The organism is Vibrio chagasii (assembly GCA_041879415.1).
In the GTDB taxonomy this organism is placed as follows: Bacteria; Pseudomonadota; Gammaproteobacteria; order Enterobacterales; family Vibrionaceae; genus Vibrio.
In genome coordinates, this window is sequence record CP090851.1 from 2394294 (window position 1) to 2410969 (window position 16676).

At 44.6% G+C, this 16676-nt stretch carries 15 protein-coding genes; 3 read left to right on the plus strand and 12 right to left on the minus strand.

What is annotated here, in order from left to right; translation table 11 throughout:
• Nucleotides 1-15 precede the first annotated feature (15 nt).
• Nucleotides 16-747, plus strand: a complete 732-nt coding sequence (gene btsR, locus L0991_10800) for a two-component system response regulator BtsR (protein XGB61896.1) — start codon at nucleotides 16-18, stop codon at nucleotides 745-747.
• 105 nt (nucleotides 748-852) lie between these two features.
• On the opposite strand, the gene ispH is transcribed toward btsR, so the two are convergent.
• The 6 genes from ispH to murJ all read right to left on the minus strand — a co-directional run bounded on the left by ispH (nucleotide 853) and on the right by murJ (nucleotide 8650).
• Nucleotides 853-1809 (minus strand): 4-hydroxy-3-methylbut-2-enyl diphosphate reductase, encoded by a 957-nt coding sequence (ispH, locus tag L0991_10805; protein ID XGB63890.1) that lies wholly within the window; start codon nucleotides 1807-1809, stop codon nucleotides 853-855.
• Nucleotides 1810-1925: 116 nt separating this feature from the next.
• Nucleotides 1926-2357, minus strand: a complete 432-nt coding sequence (fkpB, locus tag L0991_10810; protein ID XGB61897.1) for an FKBP-type peptidyl-prolyl cis-trans isomerase — start codon at nucleotides 2355-2357, stop codon at nucleotides 1926-1928.
• 159 nt (nucleotides 2358-2516) lie between these two features.
• The gene (gene lspA / locus L0991_10815) at nucleotides 2517-3017 is read right to left on the minus strand and encodes a signal peptidase II (GenBank protein XGB61898.1); all 501 of its coding nucleotides are present in this window, start codon (nucleotides 3015-3017) and stop codon (nucleotides 2517-2519) included.
• A 160-nt stretch (nucleotides 3018-3177) separates the two neighbouring features.
• On the minus strand, nucleotides 3178-6018 hold the full coding sequence (ileS, locus tag L0991_10820; GenBank protein ID XGB61899.1) for an isoleucine--tRNA ligase: 2841 nt from the start codon (nucleotides 6016-6018) through the stop codon (nucleotides 3178-3180).
• Nucleotides 6019-6081: 63 nt separating this feature from the next.
• Nucleotides 6082-7017 carry a bifunctional riboflavin kinase/FAD synthetase gene (gene ribF, locus L0991_10825; GenBank protein ID XGB61900.1) on the minus strand — a complete coding sequence of 312 codons (936 nt, stop codon included), beginning with the start codon at nucleotides 7015-7017 and terminating at the stop codon, nucleotides 6082-6084.
• A gap of 70 nt (nucleotides 7018-7087) precedes the next feature.
• Nucleotides 7088-8650, minus strand: coding sequence for a murein biosynthesis integral membrane protein MurJ (gene murJ / locus L0991_10830; GenBank protein XGB61901.1), 1563 nt, complete (start codon nucleotides 8648-8650; stop codon nucleotides 7088-7090).
• Nucleotides 8651-8901: 251 nt separating this feature from the next.
• Between murJ and rpsT the strand changes: the two genes are divergently transcribed.
• On the plus strand, nucleotides 8902-9162 hold the full coding sequence (gene rpsT, locus L0991_10835; GenBank protein ID XGB61902.1) for a 30S ribosomal protein S20: 261 nt from the start codon (nucleotides 8902-8904) through the stop codon (nucleotides 9160-9162).
• Nucleotides 9163-9469: 307 nt separating this feature from the next.
• Here rpsT and L0991_10840 read toward each other — a convergent pair whose 3' ends face one another.
• Nucleotides 9470-9763, minus strand: a complete 294-nt coding sequence (locus tag L0991_10840) for a metalloregulator ArsR/SmtB family transcription factor (protein XGB61903.1) — start codon at nucleotides 9761-9763, stop codon at nucleotides 9470-9472.
• A 100-nt stretch (nucleotides 9764-9863) separates the two neighbouring features.
• A complete protein-coding gene (gene nhaR, locus L0991_10845; GenBank protein ID XGB61904.1) occupies nucleotides 9864-10754 on the minus strand; it encodes a transcriptional activator NhaR in 891 nt (296 codons plus the stop codon).
• Nucleotides 10755-11143: 389 nt separating this feature from the next.
• Between nhaR and L0991_10850 the strand changes: the two genes are divergently transcribed.
• Nucleotides 11144-12289, plus strand: coding sequence for a Na/Pi symporter (locus tag L0991_10850; GenBank protein XGB61905.1), 1146 nt, complete (start codon nucleotides 11144-11146; stop codon nucleotides 12287-12289).
• A gap of 451 nt (nucleotides 12290-12740) precedes the next feature.
• On the opposite strand, the gene L0991_10855 is transcribed toward L0991_10850, so the two are convergent.
• From L0991_10855 to lgt, 4 genes are all read right to left on the minus strand, one after another.
• Nucleotides 12741-13217 (minus strand): hypothetical protein, encoded by a 477-nt coding sequence (locus L0991_10855; protein XGB61906.1) that lies wholly within the window; start codon nucleotides 13215-13217, stop codon nucleotides 12741-12743.
• Nucleotides 13218-13431: 214 nt separating this feature from the next.
• A complete protein-coding gene (locus L0991_10860) occupies nucleotides 13432-14826 on the minus strand; it encodes a winged helix-turn-helix domain-containing protein (GenBank protein XGB61907.1) in 1395 nt (464 codons plus the stop codon).
• 124 nt (nucleotides 14827-14950) lie between these two features.
• On the minus strand, nucleotides 14951-15802 hold the full coding sequence (locus L0991_10865) for a thymidylate synthase (GenBank protein XGB61908.1): 852 nt from the start codon (nucleotides 15800-15802) through the stop codon (nucleotides 14951-14953).
• 9 nt (nucleotides 15803-15811) lie between these two features.
• On the minus strand, nucleotides 15812-16633 hold the full coding sequence (gene lgt / locus L0991_10870; protein XGB61909.1) for a prolipoprotein diacylglyceryl transferase: 822 nt from the start codon (nucleotides 16631-16633) through the stop codon (nucleotides 15812-15814).
• Between the last annotated feature and the right edge of the window lie 43 nt (nucleotides 16634-16676).

Sequence of the window (16676 nt, forward strand, 5' to 3'; positions counted from 1 at the left end):
AATGAAGATTGCAGGATGTTAAAAGCACTCGTTATCGATGATGAGCTTTTTGCTCGCGAAGAGCTGATTGAATTACTGACTGAAACGGGAGAAGTGGAAGTCATCGGTCAAGCAAGCAACGCGATCGAAGGACTTAAACAGATCAACCTTCTTAAACCCGACGTGGTGTATCTAGATATTCAGATGCCTCAAGTTACGGGGATTGAGCTGTTGAGTATGCTTGATCCAGATACCATGCCTTACGTGGTGTTTGTGACTGCTTACGACCAATATGCAATTCAAGCCTTTGAAGATAACGCCTTTGATTACCTGCTTAAACCCGTTGAGCCCTGCCGACTCAATAAAAGTGTCTCTCGACTGAACAAAGTCGTTAAGCAGAACCAAAAAGCACCAGAGCAAAATGTCGCTTCCATTGCCCCTTCCCGCTTAGAGCAGATTCCGTGTATTGGTCACAACCGCATTGTGATCATGGCGAGCCAAAGTGTCGAGTGTGCCTATTCTGATATCAGCGGCGTGCATGTTCGCTGTTCATCGCAAACGGCCACTTCACAGCTGACGCTAAAGATCTTAGAAGAGAAGACCGATTTGATCCGCTGTCACCGACAATATTTGATCAACATAAAGTCGATCCAAGAGATCAAACTACTAGAGAATGGATTAGCGGAGATCCTCACGCTTACCGGCTTTGAAGTGCCTGTGAGTCGTCGCTATCTCAAGACACTAAAAGAACAACTCGGTATCCAATAGCCTATCAAAGCGCACGATCAAAAAAGCCAACGTATCAACGTTGGCTTTTTTACTACTTGCGAATCGGCTGTATAACGAATCGTTAATGTCACAAATCGATAGAGATTAATCGACTTGTTTAATCTGTAGCTCTTTTGGTACTTCGAAGAACATGTTCTCTTCACGACCTTGAATCTCTTCAACGTCAGTAGCACCAAGCTCGCGAATACGATCTAAGATTTGATTTACCAGCTCTTCAGGAGCAGATGCACCAGCCGTTACACCGATTTTCTTCTTGCCTTCAACCCATTCTGTTTGAATGTCTTCAGGACAATCCGTTAGGTAGCCAGGTGTGCCTAATTTCTCAGCCAACTCTTTCAAGCGTGTTGAATTCGATGAGTTCTTAGAACCAACCACAATCACAACGTCAACGTCATTTGCCATTTCACGCACGGCGTCTTGACGGTTTTGAGTCGCGTAACAGATGTCGTCTTTACGAGGGCCTTGGATCTCAGGGAATACGCGACGTAGCTCTTCGATTACGTCAGCTGTCTCATCAACAGATAGCGTCGTTTGGCTCACGTAGTGCAGGTTAGTTGGATCGTTTACCACTAGGTTTTGCACGTCCTCTGGTTTCTCAACCAAGTACATACCACCCGTTTGGCTCGCGTATTGACCCATAGTACCTTCAACTTCAGGGTGACCTGCGTGACCAATCAGCACCACTTCCATATGTTTACGGCTCGCACGCGCAACCTCCATATGGACTTTAGTTACTAAAGGACACGTTGCATCGAATACCGTTAGCTCGCGCTCTTTCGCTTCTTTACGAACCGCTTGAGACACGCCGTGAGCAGAGAAGATCACGATGTTATCGTCTGGCACTTCGCTAAGTTCTTCGACAAAAATAGCACCGCGTTGTTTTAGCCCCTCAACAACAAAGCGGTTGTGTACCACTTCATGACGAACGTAGATCGGTGGCTGGTACATTTCGAGTGCGCGCTCGACAATGCTGATCGCACGATCAACACCGGCACAAAAGCCACGAGGGTTAGCTAACATTATTTTCATTTCATTGCTCATCATTTACCGCGGTACTAAGGTTGTTTCTATAGAGTTCGCCGTCGGCGAGGCTCGCATTCTACAGTGAAGCGCCTAGACAGTGAAGCTCTGGGTGACATCACAGCTGTAAGGTGATGTTAGTCGACAGATAAGATATTGACGTCAAACGTAACATCTTGGCCTGCTAGTGGGTGATTAAAATCAACCGTCACAGAATCGCCAGCGATCTCAGTGATAATACCTGGGATTTCCATACCGTCAGGGCCAGAAAATGCCATGATAGTGCCCACTTCAACCTCAGAGTCACCAACAAATTTAGCACGATCCATATGGTGGATATGATCTGGGTTAGGCATACCAAACGCATCTTTCGCTTTTAGGTCGATAGACTTTTCAGTACCTGCTTCAAGCCCAAGTAAGCACGCTTCAAAGTTCTCGCTTAGGCTACCATCTCCCATCACGAACTTCGCCGGTTTGCCCATATTTTCGGTACTATCGGCAACTGAACCATCCTTCATCTTAATCGTAAAATGTAGGGTTACTGCTGAATCATTTTTAATTGCTGCCACGTTACTTTCCTTAGACTTCTTTATTATTTGAGGATGCATTTTGCTTTGCTTCCTTGTTGACTGAAGCATAAAAAAAAGCGCCACCGGAATCAACCGACAGCGCTTAGGGCTATTCTATTCTGTGAGTCATAGACTGACTTTAGAGTATCTATTTAAAAGCTATTTGCTTTCGTCTTTCTTACGGAAACCATCTAGGATGATCATCGCGGCACCAATACAAATACCCATATCGGCTAAGTTGAATGCTGGCCAGTGGTAAGTGCCCCAGTAGAAATCTAAGTAATCGACAACAAAGCCATGTACGACACGGTCAAATACATTACCGACTGCACCACCAATGATGATGGCATAAGCGATGTTGTTCCACTTTTCTGTCGCTGGTAGCTTGCTCATCCAGTACGTCAGCATGCCCGTTACAGCAAAGGCAATACCGGTAAATAACCAACGCTGCCAACCACTTTGATCACTCAAAAAGCTGAATGCGGCGCCGTAGTTGTGAACGTACAAAAAGTTAAAGAACGGCAACACTTCAATACGGTTTGCCCAGCCATAACCCATGTTGTCCATGACAAAGAGTTTGATGCCGATGTCTGCAAGAAAAACCAGCAGAGCTAACCATAACCAACGTACACCAGATTGTTTTAACGAAACTTCACTCATTTCTATTCCTAGTATTTACGAAGCGATTCTTCATTCGCACACTCGCTTTGGGTCGCCATGAAGAATCAGCTTGGTTAAACACATTTCCTATAACTAAAAATAACCCCAGTTGATACTGGGGCTATGATTTTTACAAAAAGTTCAGTCTTTCTCTGAGTCGTTATGCGAACTTACGCACTTCGCCTTCACCATCAACGTTTGATACACAGCGGCCACAGATCTTCTCGTGTCCTTCAATTGTGCCTACGTCTGGTGTGTGGTGCCAACAACGGTCACACTTCTCAGCTTCTGTTGCTGCAACTTCAACGAATAGACCTTCAACGTCAGTCGCTTGAGCCGCATCAGACTTCTCGCTCAGTGGCTTAACAACCGCTGCAGAAGTGATAAGTACGAAACGTAGCTCATCTTCTAGCTTGTTGATCTTAGCCGCTAGTGCGTCGTCAGCGTATAGAGTTACTTCAGCTTGCAGTGCACCACCGATTGTTTTCTCTTTACGAGCGTCTTCAAGAAGCTTGTTCACAGCGCCACGAACCGTTTGGATTTCAGCCCAGAATTCGTTGCTTAGCTCTTCGCCTTCAGCCAGACCGAATAGGCCTTCGAACCATTCGCCAGTAAACACAAATTTGTCACGTTGACCAGGCATCTCGTTCCAGATTTCATCTGCAGTGAACGACATGATAGGTGCCATCCAACGAACTAGAGCTTCTACGATGTAGTAAAGCGCAGTCTGACAGCTACGTTGAGCATGGCTGCCCTGTTTTGCTGTGTACTGACGGTCTTTGATTACGTCTAGGTAGAAAGAACCCATTTCGATAGAACAGAACTGCATTAGACGCTGAGTTACACCGTGAGTGTTGTACTCACCGTATGCTTTCACGATCTCTTCTTGTGCAGCTTGTGCACGGCCAACAGCCCAGCGATCAAGTGCAACCATCTCTTCAGCAGGCACTAGGTCAGTTTCAGGGTTGAAACCGCTTAGGTTCGCTAGGAAGAAACGAGCAGTGTTACGAATACGACGGTAAGCATCAGCAGAACGCTTCAGGATTTCATCAGAAACCGCAACTTCACCAGTGTAGTCTGTAGAAGCAACCCATAGACGTAGGATATCTGCGCCTAGTTTGTTAGTTACATCTTTAGGAGCAACAACGTTACCGATAGATTTAGACATCTTACGGCCGTTACCATCTACTACGAAACCGTGCGTTAGCACTTGCTTGTATGGTGCTTCGTCTTTCATCGCGATAGATGAAATTAGAGAAGACTGGAACCAACCACGGTGTTGGTCAGAACCTTCAAGGTAAAGATCTGCACTGTTGCCGTTGTATTCTTCGCGAGAATCAACAACAGAGAAGTGCGTAACACCTGAATCGAACCATACGTCTAGTGTATCTAACACTTTTTCGTACTTGTCTGCGTCTTCAGCGCCCATTAGGTCTGCTGCGTCTACATCCCACCAAGCTTGAATGCCTTTCTCTTCAACAAGCTTCGCTACTTTTTCGATTAGCTCAGAGCTATCTGGGTGAAGTTCTGACGTTTCTTTATGAACGAACAGAGCAATTGGCACACCCCAAGTACGTTGACGAGAGATACACCACTCAGGGCGACCTTCGATCATACCTTCGATACGGCTTTGACCCCACTCAGGCATCCACTCAACATTCTTCGTTGACTCTAGTGCTTTTGCACGTAGGCCAGCTTGATCCATAGAGATGAACCACTGTGGTGTTGCACGGAAGATGATTGGAGTTTTATGTCTCCAACAGTGTGGGTAGCTGTGCTCGTAAGCGTGGTGATGCAGAAGTGCACCTTTCTCTTTTAGAACTTCTAAAACAGAGTCGTTCGCTTTGAATACGTGCTGACCAGCAAATAGCTCGGTATCTGGCAGGTAAACGCCGTTAGAGCCTACTGGGTTAGCGATTTCTAGGTTGTATTTCTTACCAACCACGAAATCCTCTTGACCGTGACCAGGAGCCGTGTGAACCACACCAGTACCTGAATCAGTCGTAACGTGATCACCTAAGATCGCAGGAACTGTGAAGTCGTAGAACGGGTGGTTGAACTGAGAAAGCTCAAGATCAGCACCAGTTGCAAAACCTAGGTTGTGGAAATGCTCGATACCTGCACGATCCATTACGTCTTTAGCTAGTTCAGAAGCAACAACGATACGTTGAGCTGGCTGGTCGCCATTCGCTTCAACTTGGATAAGCACGTATTCAAGATCATCACGTAGACATACTGCGCGGTTAGCCGGCAGAGTCCATGGTGTTGTTGTCCAGATAACGATAGAGATTTCGCCTTGACCAGCGTGACCGTCAGCTAGAGAGAACTTCTCTAGAAGCGCCGCTTCGTCAGCTGCAGTAAATTTCACATCGATAGATGGAGATACTTTATCTTTGTATTCAACTTCAGCTTCAGCCAGAGCAGAACCACAGTCAGTACACCAGTGAACTGGTTTGAAACCTTTCAGTAGGTGACCTTTGTCTGCGATTTTACCTAGAGAACGAATGATGTTCGCTTCTGTACCGAAATCCATAGTGCGGTAAGGTTTGTCCCACTCGCCCATGATACCAAGACGTTTGAAGCTCTCTTTTTGACCTTCAACTTGGCCCGCAGCGTACTTACGACACTCTTCGCGGAATTCAGCAGCCGAAATCTTCTGACCTGGCTTACCTTTCTTCTTCTCAACCATTAGTTCGATTGGAAGACCGTGACAGTCCCAACCAGGGATGTACGGTGCATCAAAACCAGAAAGGGTCTTAGATTTAATAATAATGTCTTTAAGAATCTTATTCAGCGCGTGGCCAATGTGAATGTCGCCGTTCGCGTATGGAGGGCCATCATGCAGTACGAAAGATTTTTTACCTTTCTTTGCCTTACGGATTTCGCCGTAAAGATCTTCTTTGTACCAACGCTTAAGCATTTCTGGCTCACGATTTGCCAGATTGCCGCGCATTGGGAACCCTGTTTCTGGTAAGTTCAGGGTATCTTTATAATCACTCATCGATTCTTAATTCCGTTATATTGGGCGAAGTTAGACATTATGTTAATCGGTGGAATCATCCGATTAATTCTTTAGCTGAAGCAGCCACACCCTTGCGGCTTCAGCATCCAATTCTATTTGATTCTTTAATGCGTCGAACGATTCAAATTTTATCTCGTCGCGCAGTTTGTGCAAAAGTCGTACTTCTAACTGTTTACCATACAAATTGGCTTTAAAGTCAAAAAAGTGCACTTCTAATTGCTGCCTTACCCCATTCACCGTTGGTCGTTGTCCAATATTAGCAACGCCACCGACAGGAACCCCATCGATATCCAATGCCTCAACAACGTATACTCCCGACACAGGAGAGACACAACGCTTTAATGGAATGTTGGCGGTAGGGAAACCTATGGTTCTCCCCAGTTTTCGACCATGGGACACACGACCACTAATGCTGTAATCACGTCCTAACATGGTAGCACTTGCAGCCAAATCATCGACCGCTAATGCATTTCGTATCTCAGTACTGCTGACACGTAATTGATTTAAGCAATAGCTTTGGGTGCTTACCACCTCAAAACCGTACCTCTCGCCCGCTTCTTTGAGCATAGCGAAATTGCCAGTGCGGCCTTTGCCAAAACAAAAGTCATCACCAACCACCAAAAACTTAACGCCAAGCTTATCAACCAGAAGATCTTTAATGAATGCTTCCGCAGATAAACTTGCAAAGTACTGATTAAAATTGACACACAATAAACGACTGATATCTAGCTTGCTCAGTTGTACGTACTTATCACGTAAGCGAGTTAAACGTGCTGGCGCTCTATCTCGGGCAAACAGCTCCATAGGCTGCGGTTCAAACGTCATAACAACAGAAGGTAACCCTAATGCTGCCGCTTGTTCAGAAACCTGGCTAAGAACCTCTTGATGTCCTAAATGAACACCATCGAAGTTACCTATGGTCAATACACAGCCGTGATGCTGCGCTTTAATATTGTGTATACCTCGGATCAGTTCCATTATGATCAGCTAAAACCTGTTATTTGCATCATTCATTGTGTGAAACCGACGGATTATATACTAATCAGTATTAATCTGTCGCTGCTTTTAAATGTTTTACTCGGATACCTAAAACCAGTACCGAAACAATATAAACAAAGCCACCAAGACCAATCAAGCCTGTTAGCATCAGCGCTCTCTGACTAAAGCTCCACTCAAGCCACTGTTGCATATTATCCAACTGCCACAAAATAGCCGCGACCATCACACCGCCTGAGACAACAAGCTTCGCACAGAACAGTAAAGTGGTCTTTGTCAGCTTATAGACACCAGCAAGGTGTAAACCACGATATAACAAGGCCATATTCACAAAGGCTGACAGAGCGGTTGCAATCGCCAAGCCTATATAGCCATAGAAATAAGCAAAGATAGCGTTAAATACCATGTTCGTGACCATCGCGATAATGCCGTACTTCACTGGCGTTTTCGTGTCTTGACGAGAGTAATAGCCCGGAGCCAATACTTTAATCAGCATGAAGTTAAGCAAACCAGAGGCGTACGCTACTAGAGACATCGATGCCTGTTGCACGTCGTGTGGAGAGAACTCACCACGCATGAATAACACCATCAGCATTGGTTTCGCTAAAACAATAAGGCCCAACATGGCAGGAATGCCAAGCAGTAGTACCATACGCACGCCCCAATCCATAGTATGCGCAAACCCTTCCCCTTGAGCATCAACGTGCTTACGAGATAACGCAGGAAGTATCACAGTCGCAATTGCAATACCGAATAGACCCAGTGGGAACTCAAGCAATCGATCTGAGTAGTACAACCAACTAATAGAGCCTGTCGCTAGGAAACTGGCAATGAAGGTATCAAACAGTAGATTGATTTGGCTGACTGAAACACCAAACAGAGCAGGAATCATTAATGTGCGAATCTTAACAACGCCCGGATCTCTCCAGCCCCACTTCGGCTTAACCAACACGCCCGCTTTAATAAGGAAAGGCATTTGGAAAAGGAATTGAACTAAGCCACCTAAGAACACACCAATCGCCAAGCCGATTTCTGGCTGTTCTAAATTCGGAGAAATAAACCACGCAGCGCCGATGATCATGACATTCAAAAACACAGGGGTAAAAGAGGAGACCGCAAACTTACCCAGTGTATTGAGAATGGCACCAGATAACGCGACAAAGGTGATGAACCATAAATAAGGGAAGGTAATCTTGAGCATAAAGCTCGCTAGCTCAAACTTAGGAGCCGCTGGGCCATCATTAAGCCAGTCGATAAACCAACCCGCACCAAACAGCGCAGTAATCGCTCCTGAACCCAGCACACCGATAATGGTAACAATAGAGACTAACACCCCGAGCGTACCCGACACCTTAGCGATTAAGTCTCGAGTTTTCTCTTTATCACCAGCCGCGTGATATTCCGTTAATACTGGGACAAACGCTTGAGAAAACGCACCTTCTGCAAACAGTCGACGTAAGAAGTTCGGGATTTTATTAGCGAAGAAAAATACGTCGGCACTCGCTCCTGCTCCCATCAAATTTGCTACTACTACATCACGTACTAGCCCCAATACACGGGAAACAAAAGTCATTGCACTGACAATCAGGCCTGACTTTAATAGTCGTTTACTCACAGAAACCTCTGACACTGGTTGATTACTTTCAAGGGAGGATAAATACTATCCTGTCCTAAGAAGCATATTTATTAGCATTGGTCTAAAAATGCTGTTAGAATCCCCGCCATCTTAACCGCGATGACCTTTCCATTCCAAAGTTTGTTTGGCTACGATTGGTTTTTGCACAAATCATTTGACAATTAAGCGCTAATGAGGGATAGTCCTCGCCCTTAAATTGTCACCGAACTAAGTTTTTGGGAGTTAGACCCTTGGCAAACAGTAAATCTGCTAAGAAGCGCGCTATCCAAGCTGAGAAACGTCGCCAGCACAACGCTAGCCGTCGTTCTATGATGCGCACTTACATGAAAAAGACTATCGCAGCTATCGCAGCTGGTGATAAAGAAGCTGCAACTGCTGCTCTTGTAGAAGTTACACCACTTCTTGACCGTATGGCGACTAAAGGCCTTATTCATAAGAATAAAGCTGCACGTCATAAGTCTCGTTTCGCTGCTGCAATCAAAGCTCTTTAATAGAAATTTGATTACAACGCAAAACGAAAAAAACCGGCTTAGGCCGGTTTTTTTATATCTGAATTTTGAGTAACACAATTAAACGACTGACCGACAGTAGTTAAAAATAACGAACAGACTCAGATATAGACAGGGAATAACACAGGTAAGAGTTAAATAGATAGGTTGTGACTAAATAGGTAGAGAGTGGGTAAGTAGCTAAAATAGATAGTGAATAGACAACTTTTAACGTTCGACGAGAAATACTGACACTTCCTTGTGTCGACCTTATTCCTGATAAGAAACCACTTTTCTTACCAACAATAAACTACTTGCAATATAGACCATGCAGTAGGTTAATCATTGCTTTTACTTCTTCACTGCTCAATGTGTAATACACGGTTTGAGCTTCTTTGCGAGTATCGACCAAACCATCTCTTCTCAACCAAGCAAGATGTTGAGATAAAGCCGATTGACTCAGTTCCAACTTGCCACACAACTCCCCAACCGACAGCTCAGTACCATGTAAAAGGCACAAAATCTGTAAGCGACGTTCGTTGGCCATGGCTTTGAGTAGAATCACAGCTTGTGCTGAGTTCTTCTCCATCTCTTTTAAGTTCATAGTTTGGCTCCCTACAACCTTTACGCCAACTACGGGCTATCAGTATTTCCGGCATATTGCGGAGTTATGATAATCGATATCAATTCATTAACAAACTACCTCATTCGAACAATTTGCTAAAATCTGCGTCACATACATTTTTTACGGCTGGATGTTGGATCATCCTCTCAGCAAAAATGACATAGTACTCTTCTTTTAACTCTTCAATACCGCCTAATAATTGCAAGGAAGTGTCTTGCTCCACTTCAGACATGTACAAGGTTGGTGCTAAGAAAATAGCATCATGGTGGTAACGAGCGAACGCTTTCATCAATGCTGCGTCATCAAACTCGCCCAAAATATCCGGTTTTAGACCCTGTCTATCAAACCATTGCAGTATCTTGCGTCCCATTGAGGTTCGACTTCCCGGGATCAACAGCTTTCTTTGCTCTAATACGGCAGGGAAATTAACCCCTTTCACTTCACCAGAACTGAAAAAGCTCATACCACTCTCCCCCAACTTCTTGCTGAATAAACCTGGGCTTTGGCTAGAGTCCACCGGGCAGTCAGACAAGATCATATCGAGCTTATGTTGAGAGAGCTGTTCAAGCAGCATTTCGTGAGTCGATTCAAAACAGCGAAGGTGGATACTGTTATCTTCTGGAATCGTCGACATCAAGATCTTACTAACCAGTCGTTTCGAAAGAGCGTCTGCCACACCGACATCAAACAGGATATTTGAGTGCTGACTATAGTTCACGATATCCAGCATTTCGTAGCTTAGACCAAACATACGATCCGCGTATTTGAAAACCAGCTGTCCAAGCTCTGTTGGTTCAACACTGCGACCATTGCGCTTGGTCAGCTTACCGTCCATTCGCTCTTCTAATGCTTTTATCTGGCCAGTGACCGTTTGAGGTGTGAGAAATAGAGCTTCTGCTGCTTTGGTAACAGAGCCTTGCTTGCAGACCATCCAGAAGTAATAAAGATGGTTATAGTTGAGGTGCGACATAGGTGTGCCGTAATAAAAGAGTCGGTTCCTTTTTATATCAAATATGACACCTCCGCTCAACAAACTCGGAAAAACCAACCGTAAAACCATTTAACTGGTAATTTTTTCGAAGTGTTTGATTTCATAATGTAATATTAACGCCAAGTTTCTCAATTTTTTTCTAACTTTTAAGATCTATATCACCCATCAAAAACCGCAATAAAATCATTTATAAACAACCACTTAAAATAACCACATTTACTGTCAGAATATTTAAACAGTAAATCATCACAAAAAAGTCCCGCCTCAACCAAAATGTAATATTACTGAAATATTTCCCCTCTAACATCACGCTCAGATTAAACAAACAGACCAAACACAGACTTAAACGGTCCTATGGAGAAAACATTATGAACCAAGCTACTACTGCAGCAGCGCCGATTTCGAGCACAACTCGTTGGCTACGCTGGGCTAACTTGGCATTCATGCTTTACCTACTATTACTTTCAGTTTCAATGGTTGGTACAGGCTTCAAATGGGCAACAGGCGAACAAGCAAAAGTTCTTTTTGAATTTGCTTCACACCCAGTTGCAGGCTTAATGATTGGTTTAGTTGCAACCGCACTTATTCAATCATCAAGTACAGTTACTTCAATTATCGTTGGCCTTGTGGCAGGTGGTTTACCTGTTGAGCTAGCAATCCCTATGATCATGGGTGCAAACATTGGTACTACGGTAACCAATACGCTAGTTAGCCTTGGTCACGTTCGTTGTAAAGAAGAGTTCAAACGCGCATTCGCAAGTGCGACGATTCACGACTTCTTCAACCTATTGGCTGTAGCTATTTTCCTACCGCTAGAGATGGCGTTTGGTATTCTAGAGAAGATTTCTCACTGGTTGGTATCTCCGATGCTAGCAACAGGTGATATGAGCATGAAGGGTCTTAACTTCATCAAGCCAATCACTAAACCAGTAGTAAGCGCAATTAAAGAGCCTCTATCAACATTTGGCGACACGATTGGCGGCATCATGCTTATCGCTCTAGGTATCGCAACTATCTTCGTAGCTATCACTGTTATGGGTAAGCTGATGAAGAGCCTAATGGTTGGTCGTGCTCGTGAGATTCTTAAGAACGCAATTGGTCGTGGTCCAATCCACGGTATCGCTTCTGGCTCTATCGTTACTATCCTTGTTCAGTCTTCTTCAACGACAACAAGCTTGATGGTTCCACTAGTAGGCTCAGGTGTTCTTAAAGTACGTGATGTTTACCCATTCACTCTAGGCGCAAACATCGGTACATGTATTACCGCTCTGCTTGCAGCGACAGCAGTATCTGGTGAGTTCGCAGTATTCGCACTTCAGATTGCTCTAGTACACTTGGTGTTCAACATCATGGCAACGGTATTCATCTTCGGTATCCCGTTCCTACGTGAGCTACCAGTTAAAGCGGCAGACATGATTTCAGACATGGCTGTGAAGAACAAAGCTGTTGTTGCCGGTTACCTTGTTGCGGTATTCCTTGTACTGCCAGGCACAATCTTGTCTCTGACTGCTTAATAGAAAAATACACATCGCTTATAGCAAAGCCCGCAACCTAGGTTGCGGGCTTTTTCTTTTTTAAGAGCAGATGCGGGGAACAAAAAAGATGCGGGATTCGAGTAAACGAGTAACGAAGAGCTAAAAGTAGATACGAGATTCGTGTAAACGAGTAACGAAAAACATGAACTGTGATAGTCGTACTTGGTATATCGCCGACTCAAACCTAGGTATATTTTTCGTATCCCTAATCTCATTTACTCGTTTCTACTCTTAGCTCTTCGCATCTCGAATCCCGTTTACTCGCATCTAAAAAGTCCGCCATTCCCTACAGCGAGGAACGAGCGGGATAGGGAATTTACGCAGAGCATAACACCCAGAGATTCCCTACTCCTTTCTTCATCAGTCTAGGGAATGACGGGCGCTTTTGCTCTTCGTATCCCGCACCTCGTTTACTCGCATCTAAAAAAGCTTACTTACCTTGCTCATTACGCAGGTACATGATCGCAACCATACCAAAGCCGATAAATTGCCATAAATACTGTCCGTCACTTGCGCCAGTGATGGTTTGAGTAAACGCCATACAAGCCGTGACAAACAGGGAGGAGAAAGCCGCATAAAGTAACCACGGACGTTCCTTACCAACCATGAACTCACCGGCAAACAGCGAGCGAATAACCAGTAAAAATGGAACACATTGCAACGCAATCAGAATCGGAAACATAAAGTCGAACGTTGGGCTAAGTAAAACATGACCGACTTGGCTCTTGTCCCAAGTTCCAACGATATAACCCTTCCAACCAGCCCAGGTATCACCGGCATAAGCGGTATCAGGCGTAACAAAGCCAAGTAACACGCCCATCACTTTATCGATAAAGCCATTTTTGAACCAAAAGACGAATAAAAAGATCTGAATCGGTATGATCTGAAAAGCAAATTTCTTCAACATGTGCGTACCCCAAATAATGAATGATTTGAGGACCAATATGTGAAAGTCACTGTTTTGACTCTTGATGCAAGGCAATCAAGGCTGACTACAAACAATAAACAAACATGTTAAGAAGCCGATTAGGGCTTGGGAAACCTACCTAGCCCCGAACCACCAGCGCTCACTCAGACCTTCACTAAAAAGGGAGTTTAGGCATTTAGAAAAGGTTTGGTTTTTATAAAGATTCAATAAGATCAAAGAGTTGACCGTTATGCTCTTTTTTTACCTCGGTATAACGCTGATAGTTGTATTGCGAACCTTTTGGGTTGTCCGATAGCTTGTCCGCAACACTCAGTAGATAAAAGCTGATTGGACTTGGTGTACTTTCGGCCGCATAAGAAAGATAAGGAAAAGCTTGATTGGCGTGTTGGTTTATTAACAATGCAAGCCCCAGGGTCAGGTTGGCAATATCACAACGCGGATTCATCTCAAAAGCTTGCTTAGCCAATAGTAGAGCGCGTTCGCGATCTTCCTGCTCACTGTTTTGCAAATAGGCCAAAGACTCGGCATACGACAGCAAAGCATTGACCAAATAGTTATCTCGTCCTTGTTGTTGAATCATATCCAACTGAACCGCGATATCTTCAAATGGTTGACCGCCTTTGCCCTGATAAAACAGTGATATCCCCTCAGAGATAACACTCCAATCCTGATAGTTATCAATAGAAGTCACTCGATGACTCGCTACCCCATACTCAGAGCTCATAGGAGCAATAATGGCTTTAATCTCAAGAATGGCATCACCAATGACCTCGAAGAAATTATCTTGGCTGAAGCGTTTTTCTACTTTCTGACTTTGATTGGGTTGAGCATTGTTTTGCACCAGCACGCTCAACACATAGTCCCCATCCTTTCTCTTGAGCCAACTTTTGAGCTCGACACCATTATTGGCAAGTGATTGCTTACCTTGTTTAGATAGCTGAGAAAAATGGTAACCCGATAGGTTTTTAGCTGAGTTCAACCCATAAAAAAGATAGTTATAGACACTTTCCGACATCTCGTAATCGTTCGCCGAATCTAGGATTAGGTCATGGATATAAACGGGAATCACGTCAACCTGACGAGTGGTAATCGCCACAGGTTCATTAGTCTTAAAACCGTTGGTCCATGCCCAAGTCGCAGTTAAGCCAATCGCTAACAGTGCGGTCGCAATGAGAGTGATGATCTTCTTTTTGTAATAAGGCGTGAGGGTTTCAGTTGCGGGTTGTGAGTCATCGTCGACGGAAGTTTCTTCAGCATTCGGCTGGGTCACTTCAATATCAAACAAGTAACCTTGTTTAGGTATCGTCTGAATAATGCGATAAGGGCGTGACTTATCTCGAAGCTGACTGCGCAATAAACTGATGACTTGCCTAACCAGATTGTCGGATACATGAGTCCTCTGCCACACATCAGTAGCGATCTGCTGTGTACTTACCACTCGCCCGCGATTTTCAATGAAATAGCTCAGCAACTTAGCTTGTAATGGCTCTAGATGAATCGCCTCATCATTAATCACCAACTGATTCTTCTCAGGATAAAATGAAATAAGAAAGTCATGTTGCAATACAAAGCAATGCGAGCGAGTCATAGCAGTTCTGTAGTTAGAAAAGACCCCACAAGATTATTGGTTTTATAAATGGTAAGCAAGCCAAGCATCACAAATAAAAAAGGCTGCACAGTGGCAGCCTTTCAATCAAACGAAACGGATTCGATTAAACCGAGAATGGGTACTTAATCGCTTCGTGGCACTCGTAACCTTCAACCCAGAAGTCATCCATCGTTACCCAAGTTTCTAAATCCTCTAGAGACTTAATCTCAGGGTTGATGTGGAACGTTGGGCCCGCTAGAGGCTCACGCTTCAGCTGAATATCACGCATAGGCGCCAGTTGGTCTTCATAGATATGAGCATTAACTAGCTTGTGGTAAGCCACACCCGCTTTTTTACCTGTGATTTGCGCCATGATCGCTAGGAACACGTACACTTGAACCATATTGAAGTTCAGGCCTAGTGGTACATCACAAGAGCGCTGAGTACTGTTTAAGTACAGAGTGTCACCAAGTAGAGAGAAATGGTGGCTGTACATACACGGACGCAAGCAGCCCATGTGGAACTCGCCTGGGTTGTAGAAGTTTAAGATCTCACCACGGTCATCGATACCATTCGTCAGGTCATCTACAATCTTCTTCAGTTGGTCGATATGACCACCATCAGGCTTTGCCCATGCTCGACCTTGAACGCCATAAACACGCCCCATGTCATCTTCACCCTTACGGTAAGGATTGTTCAGCCATGCTTCGTTCAAGTTAGAGTTTGCGTCCCAAGTTTTTGTACCTAGTTTGCGAAAATCTTCAGCGCTGTCGTAACCACGGATGTAGCCAAGCAGCTCAGCGACTGCCGCTTTCCAAAAGCTCTTACGCGTTGTGACAAGTGGGAACTGGTTGTTACCAACATCATATTCAAGGTCAGCATTGATCACGGTTAGGCAGCGCTTGCCCGTGCGTTCATTTTCAATCCAAGTACCGTTATCAACGATACGCTGACAGAGATCTAAATACTGTTTCACACCAATTCCTTACTTCGTTTGTTGTGGTAATTCGTCTTTGTAGTGACCACGCTTGTATGCCCAAACCATCATCAGTGCACCGATGATAACCATTGGCAGTGACAGGATTTGTCCCATAGAGATAAAGCCGCCGAACAAGCCTAGATGAGCATCTGGTTCACGTACGTATTCTACTAAGAAGCGGAATGTACCATATCCTGCAAGGAATAACCCTGATACAGAACCAAGAGGACGCGGCTTTTTAATAAACCAGTTCAAGATGAAGAACAGCACAATGCCTTCAAGCGCCATTTCATAAAGCTGAGATGGGTGGCGAGGAAGTGGACCGCCATTCGGGAATACGATTGCCCATGGCACATCTGTAACACGGCCCCAAAGTTCGCTGTTCATGAAGTTACCTAAACGACCCATACCTAAACCAAAGGGTACCAATGGTGCAATCATGTCTGCGACGCCAAAGAAGGTGCGACCATTCTTTTTTGCATACCAGAACATTGCGGTAATAACACCAAGCAAGCCGCCGTGGAAAGACATACCGCCAGTCCATACCTTAAATAGGTAAAGTGGGTCCGCTAAGAAAAGGTCAAAGTTGTAGAACAACACGTAGCCAATACGACCACCAAGCACCACACCTAGAAAGCCAGCGAACAATAAGTCTGAGACTTGCTCTCGAGTCCAACCGCTACCCGGCTGATCAGCTCGGCGATTTGCTAGCCAAAGAGCAAACATAAAACCGACAAGGTACATTAGGCCGTACCAACGAACTGAGATTGGTCCTAGTTCAATAAGAACAGGATCGATATTTGGGAATTCAATAAAACCCTGAGACATACTTGGCTCTCTATCTAAATTGAATAACGGTTAGCTCAATCGC